This is a genomic window from Tuberibacillus calidus DSM 17572 (assembly GCF_000430685.1).
GTDB classification, from domain to species: Bacteria; Bacillota; Bacilli; order Bacillales; family Sporolactobacillaceae; genus Tuberibacillus; species Tuberibacillus calidus.
The window spans coordinates 64,206-82,969 of record NZ_AUMM01000003.1; the positions used below are offsets into that span (position 1 = coordinate 64,206).

Sequence of the window (18,764 nt, forward strand, 5' to 3'; positions counted from 1 at the left end):
AATTTCATCCAACCTTTCCAGGTGGCCTATCTCATCAAAAGAGACGATTCGAAGGATAGAGGTGTTTTATGACTTATATTAGATTAAATAATGCGCTTCAACCACTTCCAAATAGGGTATGCGCGGGGCATAGCCAATTCTAATTAACGCCCCTTCATTGTAAAACGTTTTTTTGGGAATGGATTTTCTCCCACCATTAAGGCTTTCCTTCCAATACTCAAATAAAATTTCGGCGTCCAGCAAAAAAATATCATTATCCGTTGTAAATTTGACGATAATAAAAACAATCCCGCCATGTGCTTTCACCGCCTTCATGTGTTCAATTTGATGCGGGTGAAAGTTTTTGAGCGGCAAGGCCGTCGGATTTTGCGTTTCCTTCGCTTCAAAATCGATATACTTGCCTTTGTAAACACCATTGTAATCCGTCGTGGATGGCTTTTTAAAATAGGCCTCTGTGATTTTCGCCGCGCTTCGTTTCGGATAATCGACACGGACGATTTGGACCGGTGTCGGTTTTTTATGTATGACCGCGATCCCATGCTCACGATAAAAGAGATTCGTGGCATTTAAGTCCTCTTCCAACGTCATGCCGCGATTCCCATAATTTAGGGGAAGATCACGGCGGGGTTGATCATGAAACGGTTTTCCGTTTGGATAATGGAATGCCATTTCTAAAACCTCCTATATCGGGCGGGGCTTCATCTATTATAACGTATTTTTTAAAAATCGGTTGAAAAAACCTTGAAGGTTTTAAGAATAGGGGCTTTTTTGCGTATGGATGTTAAAGATATTATAGAGAGGCGCAGCCGAAAGGCGTTTTCAAAAGATGAATATCAGTTAATCAAACAATTAAATCGGGTCACAGAAGTACATAATGTTGACAATATCACTCGTACGCACGCTTATCGTGATTTTTTTAAAGTCTATCCAACGATGGAATGGGCGTTATTGGCTAGCATGGTATCCCGTAATGCCGGATGGTCGATGACCGATTTGAAAACCGAACCCATCTATCGGTGTTTATCCGATTCTTACATTCAACTTTTATTTCATGCTTACGAGCGCCCGAATTGGCTCATTTTCCATGACGCATATCCCCAATTATTATTATATAAGGCATCGTTACAATGGAAGCGCCCTTTATTTGACTTATTAAAAGCCTTTAATGTTTCCGTTTTTATGGAATACGAATGGGAACGCTTTTGGAAGACAGGGGATGTGCGGCGGTTGACATATGCCCTCATTATTAATGAACAACATGTCATTGAAGCACCGTTTGTTAAGCATTCTTACTATGCCCAAGCGGTGTTTGATCGGGTTTTGTTTTTTCTCGTTGACCATTTACGATTAAATGCCGTCGTCTGTCCAGATTTCTCTGGAGCGCTCTATGGTTTTCCTGTAACTGGGTTTCAAGATGTCCGTCAGCGCATTGAGCTTGGGAAAAAGCTACATACGCTGCTTTTTCATCATCCGGAATCTAAAGCTATCCAAGCATTCGCTTTGGAAACCGATCACACTGGAAGCCGCTATGATTATGAACGCTATCACGGAGCTTCTCCGGCTAAGAACATCCCACTGCGAGAAGCGTTTAACGTCGTTTCCCACAGACGGCTCAAGCCGCGGGATTGGTTTAACGGTAACACCGCCCCCGATTGGTTTCTTCCACCAGACATCGGAAAAGTTGAACTCAGCAAGTGGTATAGGAGGAAGCGAGCGCGTTTAACACGCCTCGGAACTTTGCTTTCAGCTCTCATCGGAAAGTGACGAACGGCCACTTTCTTTATCGAACGGCGACTTCTTTTGTCGTCCCGGTAGGAAGTTGAAAATACACCGCGAATCCTTAATACATCACCATCTCTAAAAGCGAGGGTTCGGTTATGGAAAAAGGGATTTCAAGAGAAGAATTTGAAAATAAAATGGACTTTCTTGAATTAAAAATGGATCAGCTCGCGCACAAAATCAGCCAAAAAGCTGATGAAGTCGTCGCCAATCAGCTCTTACAACATCGAAAAGAGTTGGATGAAATTTATCAGGCGATTCAGCGCATCGATAGCCACATTCATCAAATTGACCGTGAACTGAATGCGTATATGGAAGAATCAACGCTATCCCCAGCGAAAAAAATCGTTTAATTGACATCCCGATTAGCGTTTTTGGTATGATAGGAGCAAAGGAGGGGGAGCGTGGAAGATCAGAAACGCGAGCGTCTGATAGCGCTCACTGATGCTTTGCTAACATACAATGCCCGCGCCAGGGATCAATTTATGAACAGAACGCGTAAAGATGGGTATACCGTTGATTTTTACGGGGAAGTCAAACCGTTTGCTGATGAAGTCCTTAACCTCGTTGATGAGTGGAAGCCTTTGGTTCTGGAATGGATCGCTTCCGACCGTCCGCTATATGTTCACCCGAAACAGATCAATGACACCTATGATAACTTGACGATTATATCTGTCACGGCGTTCCAAAAAGATACGCGAAGGAAACGCTTTCTCGAAACTGTTACATCCATCGAGTTTGTATTAAAGACGATTCGCGATGCCCTTATAGAAGTTTAAACCGTTTCCGTTTGATCCATATTAAGATTAAGACGGAAAGGGTGAGTAAAGTGACGGTCTATCAACAAGTCAATCAAACGATTGCGGATTTAAAAAGCGTGCAAGCGAGTTTTGAGCTGTTCTCGTATCAAACCAAAGACCCAGAAGCCCAAAAAGCGTTTAAAAATGCTTCTGAACGAACAAAAGGCATTATCTCAGCGTTAGAAACACGCCTTCTGCAAATTGAAAAAGAAGAGCCGTCTTATAAAACATTAGGCGAGCAAAAACAACCGAAAAATTAAAACGAAGGTTGGCCATAAAAAACGTGGCCAACCTTTTTTTGGCTGTTATGAAAACATTTTTCCGGCGAGCATAAGGACGACTTAGGCTCGGTCATCGCGAAAAAGGATGAACAGAGCCAGGTTTTCTTTACATTTCGTATATTTGATCAAAAACTTCTTTAATATCGTATGTGAGAATCAGGGCCATGCTTTTATCTCTCGCAAGGATCGCCGCTTTTAAATTTTCGATATCATTGGAAATGCCTTCATATTCTTGTTCATCCCCCAATAGTTGATATTTCCAACGATTTTTATCAAAATGCTTTCTTAAATCGACGGCTTGTTCATAGGCTTTATTCCAATCCGTTTGCGTGATGGAGGTCTTCAAGTTTTTAATGCGCCATTGGATGTCTTTTGGAGCTTGGGCTGCGGCCGGTTCCGCCAAAAGCCCGAAAATCATGAGCGAAAAGAGTAGCCACTTGTAAAAAAATTTTCGCCAAGCCATTTATGTCCCTCCTTTTTGTATCTTTTTTTTATCATGTCCAAATAATAAAAGAAAATGACTGTGTGAGTGACGTGGAGGGATTGTCTATGGCTGAATATCAACTGATCGCGTTGCGCTCTGTTTTTTCTTTTTTTCTTTTGCTCGGTATTTGCCGGATTCTTGGCAAACAGCAAATTTCCCAGCTGACCTTCTTTGATTACATTGTTGGCATAACGATTGGCTCGATCGCGGCAAGTCTTTCCGTTGACCAAAACATAAAAATCACCAATGGCATTGCCGGCCTTGTCGTTTGGGGTGGCCTGTCAATCGTCGTGGCTTTTTTAACCTTGAAGTCACGCATCATTTCCACGATTGTTGCCGGACAGCCAACAATACTTATAGAAAATGGAAAAATTAATGAAAAAAATTTACGGAAATCGAAATTAACACTTGATCAACTTATGTTGAATTTGCGACAAAAGAATGCTTTTAAAATTTCAGATGTAGAGCTTGCCGTGTTTGAAACAAACGGAGAATTGAGCGTCATGAAAAAAAGCGATCTTGAGCCTGTCACCCCCAAAGTATTGGGGATGAAACTGGAAAAGGAAAAACGGCCGTACATCGTCATCCATGATGGTTTGGTGCTCGATAACATGTTACAATCGGCTGGTTATACAAAAGAGTGGTTATATGGAGAAATCCAAAAGCACGGAGCGAAAACTTTTTCCGATGTTTTCGTGGCGCAAATCGATTCCAAAGGCAATCTGTATGTTGATTTATACGATGACAAAAAACCGACAGAAACCCCCAATGCTAGAAAAATTGTGGCGGCCCAACTCCATAAAATTGCCGCTGACTTACATGTCTATCGGCTCGCAACGGATGATCCCGATGCTCAAGCCATGTACAAAAAACAACAAGAGGAAGTGGAAGCTCTCATCAAATCCTTAACCCCGTATTTGCAATAAAACTTGGGCGTGAAGCTCTCTTCACGCCCACTATTGATTAAGGATCAAGGCCTTTTAAAAGTAAGTTACCAGATAGCACGCCAATAACCGTATGGGTTTCCTGATTCATGAGAGGCGAAATCAATAGATCCAGCCAAAAACTATGTTTTCCGTAAACAGCAGACCAGGTTGATTGGGGAATAAATAACAATATTAAGAGAAATAGTGCGGGAATCACCTTAAATTTGGCCTTCACCGTTTTATTTTTTCTCAAACGGCTGAAGCGTTGCCATTCCATGATCATTCCCAACAGAAGGCATAACAAATTGAATTGTACAAAAGGCAGATAGGCTTCTCTTGTGGCAAAAGCGTGATCGCTAATCGCGTGAAGACCGTTTAATAGAAGAAGGCCAATCCCAGCCACCGAAATCGTTTTAAACATATAGCCACATCCCTTAACTTAACCTCTTAATCTTTTAATGATAAACCGAAAAAACTCGTAAAATTTCTTTCTAGCAAATGACGCATATTCCGATTAGGACAAGCATATCCTTTATTAAACAAATGATTCGGAGGGTATGGGTATGTTGACAAATAAGATGGATTGGCAGGAGCGGAAATTGCATTCCTCAAATGTTCGGCAACAAGTTTTTTGGCGCAAATGGCAAGAGGTGGACCCGGAAAAAATTGTTGAAAATCTCAGCAGTTGGATGTTTAAGGCTATTCTCGTTTTTGGGATTCCATACTTTTTGTTTGTCCTCATTAAATTTATGACACTCTGAAACGGGAAGGAGGTAGTGGCACCCTCTATTCCCGTCTCAGTTTCTCCATAAATTGATCGGGGGTTAATTGGTGAAGTTCCGGAAAGCCTTCATGGTATAGCGATACCGTTTTCCCTTGGATGACGGGGTATAAACCTTGCCACCCGCCGTTGAGCTGATAATAAGGGGTTCCTGGTATCTTCTTTAAAAAAATAATATACTGACCGTTGGCTAGTGGTCCAGGGTAACGGGCATTAATCGGGTCGCGCGGTGGGGGTAGGGGGGATACCCCTGTATTAAGTAACAGCACCTTTTGCGGCCTTCCTTTAAATGCCTGGCGCATGTCGAACCGCTGAATGTAATTGACTAAACGTCCTTGCGCAATGCGGCGTGCAGTCACGTATTGGTTGGTGACTCCTTTGATTTCACCAAGACCGATTAAATCGGATGTGTCCTTCAGCTCACTTAACGACGGATAATGACGAAATTCAATAATGTCAAAGGCGGGGTTAAAAGCAAAGGCTTTCGTCGGCGTTATGGCAAGAAACATGATCGTGAAAATAGCGAAAATCGTTTTCATGGCCATCGTCCTTTTTTACTGGTAAGATAAGTTCACATCTTACGGGTCAGCATAAGAGTCGCAAAGGTTCTACCACGACCATAAGGGTTGCCAGACCCAGTTTATTCTTAGAGATAATATCTCCCGCTTTCACTCCTTTTATGTTATCGTTCCGGGCAGAGGAACGAGAATGGGGTAGGTGGTCTCAGGAGCATACGGTGCAGTTGGAATTTCCAGCGGCGGTGCAGGTTGAGTATAACCCCCAGTGTTAAATAAATTGGAAATGGGTTTAATGAGGCCGCAGGACCCAATTTGCAAAACGGAGGAATTCACCAAACTATTGATTCGTATCGAGTGGATGCGGATATCTTGTTGTATAAAAAAATTCATCCCATCACCCCATTATTTAATTGTTAAGGAATTGATCGGCGTCCATCAAATCTCCATCGTAGGTATTGGTTGAACTCAACCCTGAATTCACTTGCATTAAATCGCCCGTATTGATGCTTCCTGATCCCGCATAGTTTTTGGAAACGTTCTTTGGGGAGATATTTAATGTGTCCCCAACGGTAAACACGCCGGCGTTCTGAACTTGATTCACTTTGATGGCACCCGCAATTGACGGCATGTGAACCCCCCCTTATACATTATTGCGTTTCATAAGGATTCCGGAAAAAGTGCCGTATATTTAAGACTCTCGCTTCCGAGTTGACGGTTTTGGCTGACCCGATTTGGACGTGAGCGCTGTTTGAAACCCCGACGATTCGTAGGTGGTTGACCGTCAGGCATGGATCCATATTGATGGTTTCGGTATTGACATTTTCGTAAAGGTTTGTTTTAAGAAGCGGCAGTTTAAAGACATTAAAAGCAAGGGAATCGCCTTCATTGCCATAGAAAAAGGGGTACTCCCTTTGTAATGCGAGTACTGCCGCTCGCGGTACGACTTTTTCTGTATCCCCCACTTCGAATACGGAACCGATATTAACGGTCATGATTTCCACATCATGGACAATGGCGGTTCGTGATGAGCCCATTTTACCTTCCCACCGAGGCTGGCGGGGTAAAGGATGGCCCAATGATTAGCGATTCTGGCGGTGTATCGAATAAAGAGGCCATCCCGATTTGCTCAGCATCGCCGATGAGAACGACTGAAGCCGTCGCAACCCCGATAATATTTATACTATTCACGTTTAAATTTTTATTGATAACTGTAAAGTTCATGAAACATCCCCCTTAGGTATATGCTGGATAAATAAGTCAATGGCTCTCACAATATCCGTCTGAAGGCGCTGGTTTATTTCCTCAATTAAAGCGGATCTGTCGGAATATTGATTGAACATAAGTTTTAAGTAGTAACTGATGCGGGCGGGTAATTGCCTTTTGATATCATTAAAAATAAATTGCCGATAATGGTCATCCAGTGGATAATGATATTTTTGCTCGATCGCTTTAATATCTTGAATAGCCTGTTCTTCAAAATAACGATTCAGAGAAGCTTGGACTTCTTGAACGACATCCGAAGCAGCGTCAATGGGATAAGGCGTTTCATCAGGGGTTTGCATGACTTGATCGTTTGTTGGATCGTTGGGTAAGTTAATGGAGACGTTGTCGCTTCCGACCTCAAATGCATCAACATTACCCTCCGAACCGTTCGGTGTCAAACCGATATTTAATGTTCCTTCCAAACGTTCAATTTTCAATTGATCAAATTTATAATGAATCGAAATTGGCTCCCGATGGCGAACTTGTTCGAGTTCAGTTTGCAGTGCTGAAACCTTTCTTTCCAATTCGACCATTCGGTTTTGGCAAGCATTTAACCAATCTTGAGTTTGTCTAACGAACTCCTGAAAATAGTCATAATCAGGCGGAAAAACCATATCCATCACCTCAGTGACATCTTATGCCCAAATCACTTTAGGTGTTTGCCCATAAACTATATATTTAAAATTTGGTTTTGTTCAAAAGCACCGGGGTCCATGACTTGTGTTTGATTGAGATGAGTGGATGTGTGAATATGGGTCCCGGTATTAAATGACCCGGCACCGGAGAATGTCTTGGTCGTCGAAATGGGGTTGATTTGATAGACATCACCGATATTAAATACGCCGCTTCCAGAGACACTCACAACTTTCACAGCTCCAACGATGGCCGGCATGTTCCTACACCCTTTGTCGTTCGTTACTGGTTATCATATGTTTGTAATGGGCATTTGTTCAAAAGCGAATTTTCCTCCTGTCATAGAGACGAGGTGTCTAAAAACTTTTCAATACGGCTTTGTTCATTCGTCAACTATCGATTAATGAATAAAAAAAGATTGACGGAAAGTTTTGTCCGTCAATCTTTTTCGTACAGGTTAGAAAATCTATCGTTAAACTGGCTGCTGAAAGGTAGCTATTGCTCTGCCACTGCAAAGAGGCTTATTTACTGGTAAGAAATGTTATCTTTATCTTGCCAGCATAAGGGCAACGAGGCTCTGCCTAAGCCCAAAAGGTATGGTAGAGCCAAGTTTTCTAAAGGTTAGAGGTTTAGTGAAAATCCACTTGAACGCGACCTTTTCTCGCTTGTTGGCGTTTCGGCATCCGAATTTCCAAGACGCCATTTCGATATGTCGCTTTGGTGGCATTTTCATCTACCAAATAGGGGAGTGTAATGGAACGATGAAAACTCCCTTCGAAACGCTCGCGCTGGCGGAAGGTTTTTTCGTTCACATCATGTGTTCGACGAATGGTGCCTTTAATCGTCAACGTATTATTTTCGATATCAATATCGACGTCGTCCTTATTTTCGAGACCTGGAAGATCACATGATGCGATCAATTCTGTTTCGGTTTCGTGTAAATCGATGGGGACAACGGGCATCTGCATGTGGAATGGGTAAAGCGTATCCGGAAAAATTTGATCGAAGTAATTCCTCATGCGCTCTAAACCGCGAAACGGATCATATGGAACAAGAGCCATTAACCTTCACCCCTTATAACTTATTTTTATTCATATATTCTGCACGTTTAATAAAGGCTTGTTCCTCATCAATTAATCCGCACACCGCACATTGAACTTTCCTTTCCGGCCCACGATAAGGCAGATGGAAAGGATCGAGCATTCCATCCTCATATTCTTTGACAATCTCACCGGTATTTGGGTCCATTTTTACGGCCTGGGGCACTTGAGCGATGAGATTAAACCGGGTTTTGTTTGTTTTACAATTCGGACAGCAATACGGGCTGGTCACGAAGGTCACCTCCTTATGAAGGCGTCTTTTTAAACAATGATAGTTTCCCCGTTTTTTGAAAGAATATGTCAGTTTCCGTACTAAATATGGCATGATTGGGACATTCTAAAATTGTATCTTTTTGAGAGAGGGGGACAAAAATGGCACAAGTCAACGTTGCGGTGATTTATTACAGTGCGACCGGCGCCAATCACCGATTGGCAACTGTAGCAGTAGAGGCGGCCAAGGAAGCTGGCGCGGAAGTTCGACTATTAAAAATTCCTGAGCTCGCACCAAAAGAAGCAATCGCTTCAAATCCCGCATGGGCCAAGCATCATGAGGAAACGCAAGATGTTCCGGAAGTGAAACACGACGATTTGGATTGGGCAGATGCCTTTATATTTAGCGTGCCGACGCGTTTCGGAAACATTGCGTCCCAAGCCAAACAATTTTTTGATACATGTGGCGGTCTTTGGGCCCAAGGAAAATTGGCGAATAAAGTGGTCAGTGCGATGACATCGGCGCAAAATGCGCACGGCGGGCAAGAAGCGACGCTCTTGTCTCTGTATACATCCATGTATCATTGGGGCGCTATTATCGCAGCCCCTGGTTATACGGATCAAGCCTTATTTGCTGCAGGCGGGAATCCGTATGGGACGAGCGTGTCCGTTGATAATGAAGGGAACTGGCTTCAGGACGTCACGGAGGCGGTTAAAGTACAAGCTAAAAGAACCGTGGAAGTTGCCACTTGGATTAAAAAAGGCCGCGGACTCTGACAGGCTCTTTATAAAAGGAATCCGCCCATTTGCCGTTTAACATTCGCTATTTTAAGGGGAGGGCGTGCCTTGGAAAAAACACCCGTTTTTCCAATGAAAATGGATTTTTGGGAAGTTGAAAGTGATGCAGAAGTAGAAGATTCCGACGATATAGAGGATATATCAGAAACAGAAGCTGACCCATTTATTTATCGCGATCCATTTATCCACTTCAATGATTAAAAGGGTCAGACCCTTTATAGAGTCTGACCCTTCGCTTTTTATAGCCAATGATGGGCGAAAGGAGTAACCGCTATCGATTGGCAAAAAGTTCTGGAATATTTAAAACTAGGCATTTTCCGTTAGCCGTTGTTTCATCTTATCAAATTGCTCGACGGTCGGTTGATCGGGTTTACGCGTAATCAGGCTGACGACTAAAACTGCAATTAAGGACAGGATAAAGCCGGGAATCATTTCATAAATATTTTTCTCTGCCCAAACCCAACTTGAGATGGCTGGGAAAAGTTTAGCCAAATTATGAATATTTAACCAGAAAATGACCGTCAAACCACCGACAATCATCCCGGAGAGCGCACCCCAGCGCGTCATCCGCCTCCAATACAAACTTAATACGAGCACCGGACCGAATGATGACCCGAAGCCGGCCCAAGCGTGGCCAACCAAATTTAAAATGGTGTCATTCGGTGTATAGGATAACCACATGGCGATGAGGGCGATAACCAGGACACTGGCTCGTCCCATGAAGACGAGTTCCTTATCTGTCGCGCTCCGACGGAAAAACGTTTTATAAAAGTCCTCGGTCACTGCGCTGGATGAAACGAGCAGCTGTGAAGAAATCGTACTCATGATCGCAGCCAATACCGCAGCCAATAAAAATCCAGTGATTAACGGGTTAAAGAGAATATCCGCTAATTGAATGAATACCGTTTCCGGATTTTTCAGCGGGCCACCATGATGTGAAAAATAAGAGATACCGATCAACCCGCTTAACATCGCGCCAACGAGTGAAAAAATCATCCAACCAATGTTGATGCGTCTCGCCGATTTTAACTGTGCGGGTGTTTTTATCGCCATAAAACGGACAATGATGTGCGGTTGCCCGAAATACCCCAGCCCCCAGGCAAACAGCGAAATAATGCCGATGACCGATGTCCCGTGGAATAAATCCAGTAAGGAAGGGTCAATGTGGCGGATATCTTCTAACATGTTATGCGTGCCACCGACATCAGTTAAGGTGACGATGGGCACTAAAATCAATGCCAAAAACATGATACAACCTTGAACGAAGTCGGTCATACTAACAGCAAGGAATCCGCCGAATAAGGTATAGGCGACAACGACGACGGTTGTCAGAATCATTCCGACGTGATAATCTAATCCGAATGCACTTTCGAATAGAGTTCCGCCAGATACCATCCCCGATGAGACATAAAGGGTAAAAAAGACAAGAATGACAAGTCCAGAAATCAATCGGAGGATATTCGATTGATCGAAAAACCGGTTTTCGAGAAAATCCGGGATGGTGATCGAATCGTTCGCCACCTCTGTGTATACGCGTAGACGGGGGGCAAGGATTAAATAGTTTACATAAGCCCCGAGTGTCAGTCCGATGGCAATCCATGCGCTCGATATGCCGGATGCGTACAAAGCCCCAGGAAGACCCATGAGCATCCAACCACTCATGTCGGAAGCACCTGCAGATAAAGCGGTGACTGCAGGACCCAAGGATCTTCCGCCAAGCATATAATCGGATAGGTTTTTCGTCCGGCTATATGACCAATAGCCGATGGCAAGCATCGCCACCATGTAAATGACTAGAGACGTAACGACTCCCCAATCCACTCCACTCACATCCTTCTTTTTTTGTATTTGGGATTTCAATAATATTATAACATTTGAAAGGGGTTTCATAAATAATCGTTTTACAAAGTATTAAATTGATATTCAAATGCCCTTAATGAAAACCTTTTATGATGAAATTGTAATAAAAAATCACGAAATGGGGTCAAAAAATGAAGGGATTAAAAGTCATTAGTGGAATATTGGTTTCTATTTTCTGTTTGATAGGTTTAGCCGCTTGTGGGAGTCAAAGTCAAAGCCATACAACTGGCGCAGCAGATCAGCAAGCGAGCTCCATTGTGGCCGGTGGCTCCACCGCATTGCAGCCGCTAGTTTCCGCAGCCGCTGAAGTCTTTATGAACCAAAATGCCGGAACAAACATTGAAGTCCAGGGTGGAGGAAGCGGCACTGGGCTTTCCGAAGTCGCCAAAGGAAATTTTGATATAGGTAACTCTGATGTCTTTGCGGAAGAAAAAGATGGCATCCCCGCTGAAGAGCTAGTTGACCATAAAGTCGCCGTTGTCGGTATGACGGCTGCCATTAACAAAGACGCCGGGGTCACAAATCTATCTAAAGCAGACCTTATTAAAGTATTCACCGGCCAAGTGACGAACTGGAAACAACTCGGCGGTCATGATCAGAAAATTACATTGGTGAATCGTCCTGACGGGTCGGGTACTCTCGCAACTTTCGTGAAATACGGCCTAGATGGTCATAAACCGGCAAAAGGCATTACCCAAGATGCTTCCGAAACCGTAAAAAAAATCATCGCCCAAACACCTGGGGCCATTGGTTATCTTGCCTTCTCATACTTTAATGATGATTCAGTCGTAAAAGCAAGCATTGATGGCGTCGAAGCGACCAACGAAAATGTGCAAAACGGAAAATTCCCGATTTGGGCTTATGAACATATGTATACCAAAGGCCAACCGAAAGGGCTCACCAAGCAATTCCTTGATTATATTCTATCGGATGACGTGCAGTATACGTTAGTCGCTGAACAAGGCTACATTCCCATGTCCGGTATGAAGGTCGAACGTGATGCAGAAGGGAATTTGACAAAAAAATAAAGACAGGATCTTTGTCACAGGCTTTCCGCAATAAACATCAGCAGGAAAGCCTGTTTTTTTACTTTATTCTCACCCATTGCTTGAAGGGATTTTGTTTACAAAACTTTTACACTACCTTCATATGCCATTAAATCACATTCGTTATGCTCACCATATCTACAAGATTTCACAAGATCTGCCTTTAATATATGAAAGGAGTTTTGGGATGACCATCCAATCGCCCCATTCAAAGGACTTATCACAAACCAATCATTGGCTGCTTGAGGGAATGAAACGTTATAGAAGGGATTTAGGTGCTCACATTTTCATTTATGCTGTTGCTATTTTTATCATCTTGGCATCTTTATCTCTTACAATTTTTTTGATCACTAAAGGCGTCCAATTATTTACGCATGATGGTGTGAGCCTTTTTACGATGATATTCGGCAGCGTTTGGGATCTTCATGATGGAAAATACGGAGCCCTACCGCTTATTGCCGGCTCTTTTGCCGTTACAGTACTTGCCGCACTGTTTGCGACACCGCTGTCCATTGGAACAGCTCTGTTCATGGGGGAAATCGCGAATAAACGCGGGCGGAAATGGATGCAACCCGTCATTGAAATGCTCGTTGGCATTCCATCCGTCGTTTATGGATTTATCGGTTTAACTGTCATTGTTCCGTTTATCCGTGAACATATCGGTGGCATCGGCTTCGGACTGCTCGCGAGTCTAATCGTCGTCGGTGTCATGATTGCCCCAACGATTATTAGTATTACTGTGGATGGTCTGCTCGGTGTAGATCAATCGCTGCGGGAAGGCTCTTATGCGCTTGGAGCCACGCGCTGGCAGATGATTTCCCGTGTCGTGATTCCAGCGGCTTCACCGGCCATACTTTCTGCCATTCTTCTGGGCATGGCCCGTGCTTTCGGTGAGGCACTTGCCGTTCAAATGGTCATCGGCAATACCGCCGTGTTTCCGAAATCGCTGGTATATCCCGCTGCGACATTAACGACGACCATCACTTCGAGCCTCGGTGAAACGGTGGAAGGGAGCACCGCCAATCATTCTTTATGGGCGTTAGGGTTAATTTTACTCGCAATGTCCTATGTGTTTATTTTAGTCATTCGATGGATCGGTCGAAAAAGAAACGCATAATCGGATAACAATTTGGAGGTTTTACCATGTTAAAGGCCAAACACGTTGATCGGCTGATGACGGGTCTCATGATAGGTTCAGCCATGATCATGGCGGGCATTCTCATCTTTTTACTCGGTATCATTTTGTTGCGCGGTGCATCCCACATCAGTCTGTCATTTTTAACATCGAACTCAAGCAGTTTCCAAGCCGGGGGCGGGATCAAAAATCAACTGTGGAATTCCTTTTATTTGCTTGTGCTCACGATGGTTTTTACTGTGCCGATTGGACTTTTGGGAGGTATTTACTTTGCTGAGTATGCAAAAGACAATAAGTGGACGTCGTTCTTGCGATCATGTGTGGAATTGTTGGCATCGCTTCCTTCCATTATCGTCGGCATGTTCGGTATGTTGCTTTTCGTCAATGTGTTTGGATGGGGATTTTCCATATTATCTGGTGCGTTGACACTCACTATCTTCAATATGCCGGTCATGATCCAGGTAAGTGAGGCTGCCCTACGCGCCATTCCTAATCATCAAAGGCATGGAAGTGCGGCACTTGGGGCGACACGTTGGCAAACCGTAAAAACCGTTTTATTGCCGGCTGCTTTTCCGGCGCTGTTAACTGGGATGATTTTATCAGCCGGAAGAGTCTTCGGTGAATCGGCAGCATTAATTTTTACCGCGGGTTTGACGACCCCGAATCTTCATTTCAGACAATGGCATCTGTTCGCTATGGATTCCCCATTCAATCCGATGCGGACAGCAGAAACGTTATCGGTTCATATTTGGGCGGTGAATACAGTTGGTATTATTCCGGATGCAGCCCAAGTGGCGGCAGGTGCCTCGGCGGTTCTTGTTCTAGTTATTCTGCTTTTTAATCTTTCTGCGCGCATCATCGGACGGATGATTGAACGCGGCATTAAAGGAAATTAAGGAAGGGCTGATGATATGTTGACATTGGAAAAACCAAAAGCTTCAGTCACACCGATAAAGAAAATTAATCCGGTATTTCAGGTTAAAGATTTAAATATTTACTACGGGGATACACTTGCGGTGAAAGATGTCAGCGTGCAATTTCCGGAGCGTGCCATCACTGCTTTAATTGGTCCTTCCGGTTGCGGAAAATCGACCTTTCTTAGAACGTTTAATAGAATGAATGATTTGATTCCGGAAGCCCGGGCAACGGGTGAGGTAATATACCAAGAATGGAACATTCTTGATCCCCGTTTGGATGTCGTAGCATTGCGAAAAGAAATCGGGATGCTCTTTCAAAAACCGAACCCGTTTCCTAAATCCATTTATGAAAATGTCGTTCATGGATTAAAATGCGCCGGGGTGAAAAAGAAAGCTGTTCTCGATGAAGCTGTTGAAATCAGCTTGAAACAGGCGGATTTATGGGATGAAACCCGTGACCGTTTAACGAAATCGGCATTGTCTCTTTCCGGTGGACAGCAGCAGCGCCTTTGCCTTGCGCGCGCCTTGGCGTTGAAACCGAAAGTACTTCTACTTGATGAACCGACATCTGCCCTGGATCCCATTTCAACCGCGAAAATTGAAGAGCTTTTACTAGAATTGATGAAGGAGATGACCATCATTATTGTCACGCACAACATGCAGCAAGCCGCACGGATCGCTGATTACACGGCATTTTTCTTCCAAGGGAGATTGGAGGAATACGGAGCGACAGCCGCATTGTTTGAAGCACCTAAAGTCGAGCGGACGAAACAATATCTATCGGGGCAATTCGGATAAACTTGGCACGGCTTTTATAAATATGGTACGTTTAAGAAAACGAACGGAAATGGGGCATGAGGATGGCTGACAAAATATTGGTTGTTGATGATGAACCGTCAATCGTTACGCTTTTGGAGTTTAATCTTAAAAAATCGGGTTATGACGTCATCACCGCTACCGATGGGAAGATGGCCTTAGAAAAAGCGGAAATGGAGCATCCCGATCTCATTGTCCTTGACTTGATGCTACCGGAATTGGACGGCATGGAAGTCTGCCGAGCTCTGCGCATGCGGCGCATGATGGTGCCGATTCTTATGCTTACGGCACGAGACGAAGAATTTGATAAAATTCTCGGACTCGAGCTCGGTGCAGACGATTATATGACAAAACCATTTAGTCCAAGGGAAGTGGTGGCGAGAGTGAAAGCCATTCTCCGCCGCACCAATATAAGTCAGAACAATAAAGAACAAGATGTCAATGACAAAATTGCCATCGGGGATTTGGAAATTTTCCCAAACCGCTATGAAGCTTTTTTTAAAGGAGAAAAATTGGTTCTCACCCCGAAAGAATTTGAACTGTTGGTGTATTTGGCCCGCCATAAGGGGCGTGTGCTTCCCCGCGAAAAATTGCTCGATGAAGTGTGGGATTATGATTTCGTTGGGGATACGCGAATTGTTGATGTCCATGTCAGTCATTTACGGGAGAAAATTGAATCCAATACCCGTAAGCCGCAATATATAAAAACCATTCGCGGCTTCGGCTATAAACTGGAGGAGCCGGACAAACCATGAAAAAATTCGAATGGCACATCAACGTCATCCTTGCCATGGCTTTGGCGGAGGGGGCTTGCCTATTTTTTTATTGGTTTTTAGCTTGGGTTGAGAATGTCACAACCGCTGTCGTCGTGACCAGTGTGCTTCTCGTCCTATTTTCGGTCATCGCTTATCGATTTGTGCTTGGATTTACAAGACCGTGGGGCAAAGTCGTTTTTGCCATTAAAAGACTGGCTGACGGGGATTATACTTTTCGAACGAAACCGACCGAAGACCGTTTCGGCCTTTTGGTTCCTTATATTAATGAATTAGCGGACAAATTAGAGAAATCGAAACACACACTGGAACATCAAAAGGATCAACTTAATACACTTGTAGAAAATCTCGGAAGCCCTCTTGTTTTTATTGATAAAAACGGGAAAATTATCCATACCAATGATCTATTTATCCAAACGTTTCACATTTGCCATCTGTTTGCTCAGGATTTTAATGACTTAATGCCCTATGAAGAAATCAAACAGATCGTTGCGGAAACGTTTCAGACCCAACAGACGGTCCGCCGCCAAATTGTCCTGAATTTTTCCATTGAGAGGCGTCATTTCGATGTTTATTCCGCCCCTATTTTACATGGATCGGGTAAAATAAGAGGTGTTGTGGCTGTCTTTCACGATATCACGGAACTGAAAAAACTGGAAAAAATGCGGCAAGATTTTGTTGCCAATGTCTCCCATGAGCTAAAAACGCCCGTCACGTCCATTAAAGGCTTTGCCGAGACGCTGCTTGAAGTCGGCGGGCAAGATGAACTTCAAGAAAAATTTTTACAAATTATTGCCACTGAAAGTGATCGCTTACAAAATCTCATTAACGATTTACTGGAGTTGTCGAAAATCGAACAAGTGGGCTTTAGGCTCGATTGGAAATCGGTTGATTTGCGAAAAATATTGGAGGAAACCAAGTTAGTTCTCAGTGAAAAGGCACAAAAGAAAGATATTCATATCAATATAAGTCTCTCTGGGGACACGGTCGTCGAAGCGGATCCCTATCGCGTTAAGCAGATCATGATGAATGTGATGAGTAATGCGTTGGACTATTCACCGCAAGGAAGTCGTGTTTTTGTGTCGCTTTGTGAAAAAGAGGATCGCGTTTTATTCACCGTGGCAGACAACGGCATTGGCATCGCCGAAGAAGAAATCCCGCGCATTTTTGAGCGCTTTTATCGCATCGATAAGGCACGCTCTAGGGAATCGGGCGGTACCGGCCTCGGACTTGCGATCGTCAAACACTTGGCTGAAGCCCTGCACGCGACGATCCAGGTAAAAAGCAAGAAAGGCCAAGGCACCACCTTTGAAATATCATTTCTAAAAAGAATTAACGAAGGTAATTGACTCGGTTATTCCATGGTGCAGGTACTTTCATATGTGCTTTAATCTAGATTACCTAAAATCGTCTGTTATTCATGAAAAATGACTAAGTGGGTTGGACCAATGTCTTATCTCGTAGAAAAATCCGAAATCATTCAAAGATGTGATCTGAATGATTCGGATTTTTTAATAATGGTTAGACCGTTATCAATTTCTTGCCATTACACTTTTCTATTGAAGGTCTGAGGAGGTTGTTCGAACCAATTTTCCCTGATCGCCAAAAGGAGGCCAAATTCATAAAACTTTTTCATCCCATTGGATATTTTGTCCAATCGATTCACGATATCCGTTCTGACACTTGAAGTCATGGCTTGAGTGATCATGGCAAAACAGAAAATGCCTAGACAAGTATTCACAAAAAATAACATTAATTTATCGGAAAATGGAGATTGCGCTGTATCTAAAAATTGATAGTCGCTAGAAGCGGAGATGGGGATATTTTCATGGTCAAGTACCTCTTTAAGGGATTTCAGCACTTTTTCGATCTCATCCCTCCCTTTGCCGAAATGTTGTTTCAGTTCCTTATTCTTGGCTAATTTGCTGAAAGCGACAAAAACCATAACGGAAAACTGTGCTCTAAGTATAATCCTTGATAAATTAGCGATTTCTGGGGCATTTAATGGTCTTGAACCACCAAAAAAACCATTCAGATAGAGTAAATTATCAGCCAACTCCACATCGCTGTCGATGTTGACACGGGGTGGCATCAAATATACACCCAGCTCTTGCAAAAGGTGGACTATTTCATTTTGGATTTTCATCGCAAAGTCGATGTTTTTTTGAAAGTGCTCACGAATATGGTTTTTGGTACAGTCGGATAAAGCCATTGGGTAAGTACTCATAAACAAGTGGGTAATATCATAACAAAAATACAAATGAAAGGTATCAGAAAAAACTTTGTCGCAATCAACATTCACATCTTCATCAGTAAAACCAAGCGGTACTTTAAGGTGCTCCTGAACAAAAATCTCCTTAAGTCCATTTACATTTTTTTTAGATTGATCCAAAATCTTTTCTATGACTGACTTTATTCTGGAGTCTTCTGTAGTTGCAATAAAATATTCGGTTAGTCTTTGAGTCATACTGTTCATTTGAAAAGATGACCAAAGATTAGAAACTTCATTGACGGTTAAATCTAAAAGATTGGATTTGTGATTTTTATGACGCATTTTTACCACCCCTTTTCAAATAGTGTCGCCACTTTTACTGTTTTTTATGTGTTTAAAATGTTTACAAGACTCAATGAATGGTGTATGATA

At 43.2% G+C, this 18,764-nt stretch carries 28 protein-coding genes; 14 read left to right on the plus strand and 14 right to left on the minus strand.

Annotated elements, in window-relative coordinates:
• Positions 1-78: 78 nt before the first annotated feature.
• Complete coding sequence (gene recU / locus H532_RS0100405; RefSeq protein WP_027723808.1) at positions 79-669, minus strand: Holliday junction resolvase RecU; 591 nt, start codon at positions 667-669, stop codon at positions 79-81.
• A 105-nt stretch (positions 670-774) separates the two neighbouring features.
• Here recU and H532_RS0100410 point away from each other — a divergent pair, with 105 nt between their 5' ends.
• From H532_RS0100410 to H532_RS20485, 4 genes are all read left to right on the plus strand, one after another.
• Positions 775-1,764 carry a DUF2515 family protein gene (locus tag H532_RS0100410; protein ID WP_027723809.1) on the plus strand — a complete coding sequence of 330 codons (990 nt, stop codon included), beginning with the start codon at positions 775-777 and terminating at the stop codon, positions 1,762-1,764.
• Positions 1,765-1,877: 113 nt separating this feature from the next.
• Positions 1,878-2,132 (plus strand): hypothetical protein, encoded by a 255-nt coding sequence (locus tag H532_RS17460; protein WP_051263036.1) that lies wholly within the window; start codon positions 1,878-1,880, stop codon positions 2,130-2,132.
• A 51-nt stretch (positions 2,133-2,183) separates the two neighbouring features.
• Positions 2,184-2,558 (plus strand): YppE family protein, encoded by a 375-nt coding sequence (locus tag H532_RS0100420; protein ID WP_051263037.1) that lies wholly within the window; start codon positions 2,184-2,186, stop codon positions 2,556-2,558.
• Positions 2,559-2,608: 50 nt separating this feature from the next.
• Positions 2,609-2,839: a DUF1657 domain-containing protein gene (locus tag H532_RS20485; protein WP_027723811.1), complete on the plus strand. Its 231-nt coding sequence runs from the start codon at positions 2,609-2,611 to the stop codon at positions 2,837-2,839.
• 127 nt (positions 2,840-2,966) lie between these two features.
• On the opposite strand, the gene H532_RS0100430 is transcribed toward H532_RS20485, so the two are convergent.
• Positions 2,967-3,323, minus strand: coding sequence for a DUF4363 family protein (locus H532_RS0100430; protein WP_027723812.1), 357 nt, complete (start codon positions 3,321-3,323; stop codon positions 2,967-2,969).
• An 86-nt stretch (positions 3,324-3,409) separates the two neighbouring features.
• Here H532_RS0100430 and H532_RS0100435 point away from each other — a divergent pair, with 86 nt between their 5' ends.
• Complete coding sequence (locus H532_RS0100435; RefSeq protein WP_038111190.1) at positions 3,410-4,270, plus strand: DUF421 domain-containing protein; 861 nt, start codon at positions 3,410-3,412, stop codon at positions 4,268-4,270.
• Between the two features lie 37 nt (positions 4,271-4,307).
• Here the strand turns inward: H532_RS0100435 and H532_RS0100440 are convergent, their stop codons facing one another.
• On the minus strand, positions 4,308-4,691 hold the full coding sequence (locus tag H532_RS0100440; RefSeq protein ID WP_027723814.1) for a hypothetical protein: 384 nt from the start codon (positions 4,689-4,691) through the stop codon (positions 4,308-4,310).
• A 142-nt stretch (positions 4,692-4,833) separates the two neighbouring features.
• Here H532_RS0100440 and H532_RS0100445 point away from each other — a divergent pair, with 142 nt between their 5' ends.
• Positions 4,834-5,031, plus strand: a complete 198-nt coding sequence (locus H532_RS0100445) for a hypothetical protein (RefSeq protein WP_027723815.1) — start codon at positions 4,834-4,836, stop codon at positions 5,029-5,031.
• 25 nt (positions 5,032-5,056) lie between these two features.
• Here H532_RS0100445 and H532_RS19365 read toward each other — a convergent pair whose 3' ends face one another.
• The 9 genes from H532_RS19365 to H532_RS0100485 form a co-directional block, all read right to left on the minus strand.
• Positions 5,057-5,590 (minus strand): hypothetical protein, encoded by a 534-nt coding sequence (locus tag H532_RS19365; RefSeq protein ID WP_051263038.1) that lies wholly within the window; start codon positions 5,588-5,590, stop codon positions 5,057-5,059.
• A 138-nt stretch (positions 5,591-5,728) separates the two neighbouring features.
• The gene (locus H532_RS19745) at positions 5,729-5,959 is read right to left on the minus strand and encodes a spore germination protein GerPB (RefSeq protein WP_081412247.1); all 231 of its coding nucleotides are present in this window, start codon (positions 5,957-5,959) and stop codon (positions 5,729-5,731) included.
• 16 nt (positions 5,960-5,975) lie between these two features.
• The gene (locus H532_RS0100455) at positions 5,976-6,197 is read right to left on the minus strand and encodes a spore germination protein (RefSeq protein ID WP_027723816.1); all 222 of its coding nucleotides are present in this window, start codon (positions 6,195-6,197) and stop codon (positions 5,976-5,978) included.
• A gap of 19 nt (positions 6,198-6,216) precedes the next feature.
• Positions 6,217-6,603, minus strand: a complete 387-nt coding sequence (locus tag H532_RS17470; RefSeq protein ID WP_051263039.1) for a spore germination protein GerPE — start codon at positions 6,601-6,603, stop codon at positions 6,217-6,219.
• Position 6,604: 1 nt separating this feature from the next.
• A complete protein-coding gene (locus H532_RS0100465; RefSeq protein ID WP_027723817.1) occupies positions 6,605-6,790 on the minus strand; it encodes a hypothetical protein in 186 nt (61 codons plus the stop codon).
• A complete protein-coding gene (gene gerPC / locus H532_RS0100470; RefSeq protein ID WP_245566380.1) occupies positions 6,787-7,452 on the minus strand; it encodes a spore germination protein GerPC in 666 nt (221 codons plus the stop codon). The genes H532_RS0100465 and gerPC overlap by 4 nt, the downstream gene beginning before the upstream one ends.
• Positions 7,453-7,502: 50 nt before the next feature.
• Positions 7,503-7,724, minus strand: a complete 222-nt coding sequence (locus H532_RS0100475; protein ID WP_027723819.1) for a spore germination protein — start codon at positions 7,722-7,724, stop codon at positions 7,503-7,505.
• A 370-nt stretch (positions 7,725-8,094) separates the two neighbouring features.
• A complete protein-coding gene (locus H532_RS0100480; RefSeq protein WP_027723820.1) occupies positions 8,095-8,526 on the minus strand; it encodes an Hsp20/alpha crystallin family protein in 432 nt (143 codons plus the stop codon).
• Between the two features lie 13 nt (positions 8,527-8,539).
• Positions 8,540-8,797, minus strand: a complete 258-nt coding sequence (locus H532_RS0100485; RefSeq protein ID WP_027723821.1) for a hypothetical protein — start codon at positions 8,795-8,797, stop codon at positions 8,540-8,542.
• A gap of 140 nt (positions 8,798-8,937) precedes the next feature.
• Here H532_RS0100485 and wrbA point away from each other — a divergent pair, with 140 nt between their 5' ends.
• Both wrbA and H532_RS20145 read left to right on the plus strand, forming a co-directional pair.
• Positions 8,938-9,552, plus strand: a complete 615-nt coding sequence (gene wrbA, locus H532_RS0100490) for an NAD(P)H:quinone oxidoreductase (protein WP_027723822.1) — start codon at positions 8,938-8,940, stop codon at positions 9,550-9,552.
• Between the two features lie 69 nt (positions 9,553-9,621).
• The gene (locus tag H532_RS20145; RefSeq protein WP_155994920.1) at positions 9,622-9,774 is read left to right on the plus strand and encodes a hypothetical protein; all 153 of its coding nucleotides are present in this window, start codon (positions 9,622-9,624) and stop codon (positions 9,772-9,774) included.
• Positions 9,775-9,879: 105 nt separating this feature from the next.
• Here H532_RS20145 and putP read toward each other — a convergent pair whose 3' ends face one another.
• Positions 9,880-11,358, minus strand: a complete 1,479-nt coding sequence (gene putP / locus H532_RS0100500; protein WP_038111224.1) for a sodium/proline symporter PutP — start codon at positions 11,356-11,358, stop codon at positions 9,880-9,882.
• Positions 11,359-11,564: 206 nt separating this feature from the next.
• Between putP and H532_RS0100505 the strand changes: the two genes are divergently transcribed.
• From H532_RS0100505 to pnpS, 6 genes are all read left to right on the plus strand, one after another.
• The gene (locus H532_RS0100505; RefSeq protein WP_027723824.1) at positions 11,565-12,461 is read left to right on the plus strand and encodes a phosphate ABC transporter substrate-binding protein; all 897 of its coding nucleotides are present in this window, start codon (positions 11,565-11,567) and stop codon (positions 12,459-12,461) included.
• 205 nt (positions 12,462-12,666) lie between these two features.
• Positions 12,667-13,596, plus strand: coding sequence for a phosphate ABC transporter permease subunit PstC (pstC, locus tag H532_RS0100510; protein ID WP_051263040.1), 930 nt, complete (start codon positions 12,667-12,669; stop codon positions 13,594-13,596).
• 26 nt (positions 13,597-13,622) lie between these two features.
• Entirely contained in the window at positions 13,623-14,510 is an 888-nt protein-coding gene (gene pstA / locus H532_RS0100515) for a phosphate ABC transporter permease PstA (protein WP_027723826.1), read from the plus strand.
• A gap of 15 nt (positions 14,511-14,525) precedes the next feature.
• Entirely contained in the window at positions 14,526-15,329 is an 804-nt protein-coding gene (gene pstB / locus H532_RS0100520; RefSeq protein ID WP_027723827.1) for a phosphate ABC transporter ATP-binding protein PstB, read from the plus strand.
• A gap of 62 nt (positions 15,330-15,391) precedes the next feature.
• Positions 15,392-16,102 carry a response regulator transcription factor gene (locus H532_RS0100525; protein WP_027723828.1) on the plus strand — a complete coding sequence of 237 codons (711 nt, stop codon included), beginning with the start codon at positions 15,392-15,394 and terminating at the stop codon, positions 16,100-16,102.
• A complete protein-coding gene (pnpS, locus tag H532_RS17475) occupies positions 16,099-17,469 on the plus strand; it encodes a two-component system histidine kinase PnpS (RefSeq protein ID WP_051263041.1) in 1,371 nt (456 codons plus the stop codon). The genes H532_RS0100525 and pnpS overlap by 4 nt, the downstream gene beginning before the upstream one ends.
• 197 nt (positions 17,470-17,666) lie before the next feature.
• On the opposite strand, the gene H532_RS0100535 is transcribed toward pnpS, so the two are convergent.
• Positions 17,667-18,674, minus strand: a complete 1,008-nt coding sequence (locus H532_RS0100535) for a DUF3231 family protein (protein WP_027723829.1) — start codon at positions 18,672-18,674, stop codon at positions 17,667-17,669.
• Positions 18,675-18,764 lie beyond the last annotated feature (90 nt).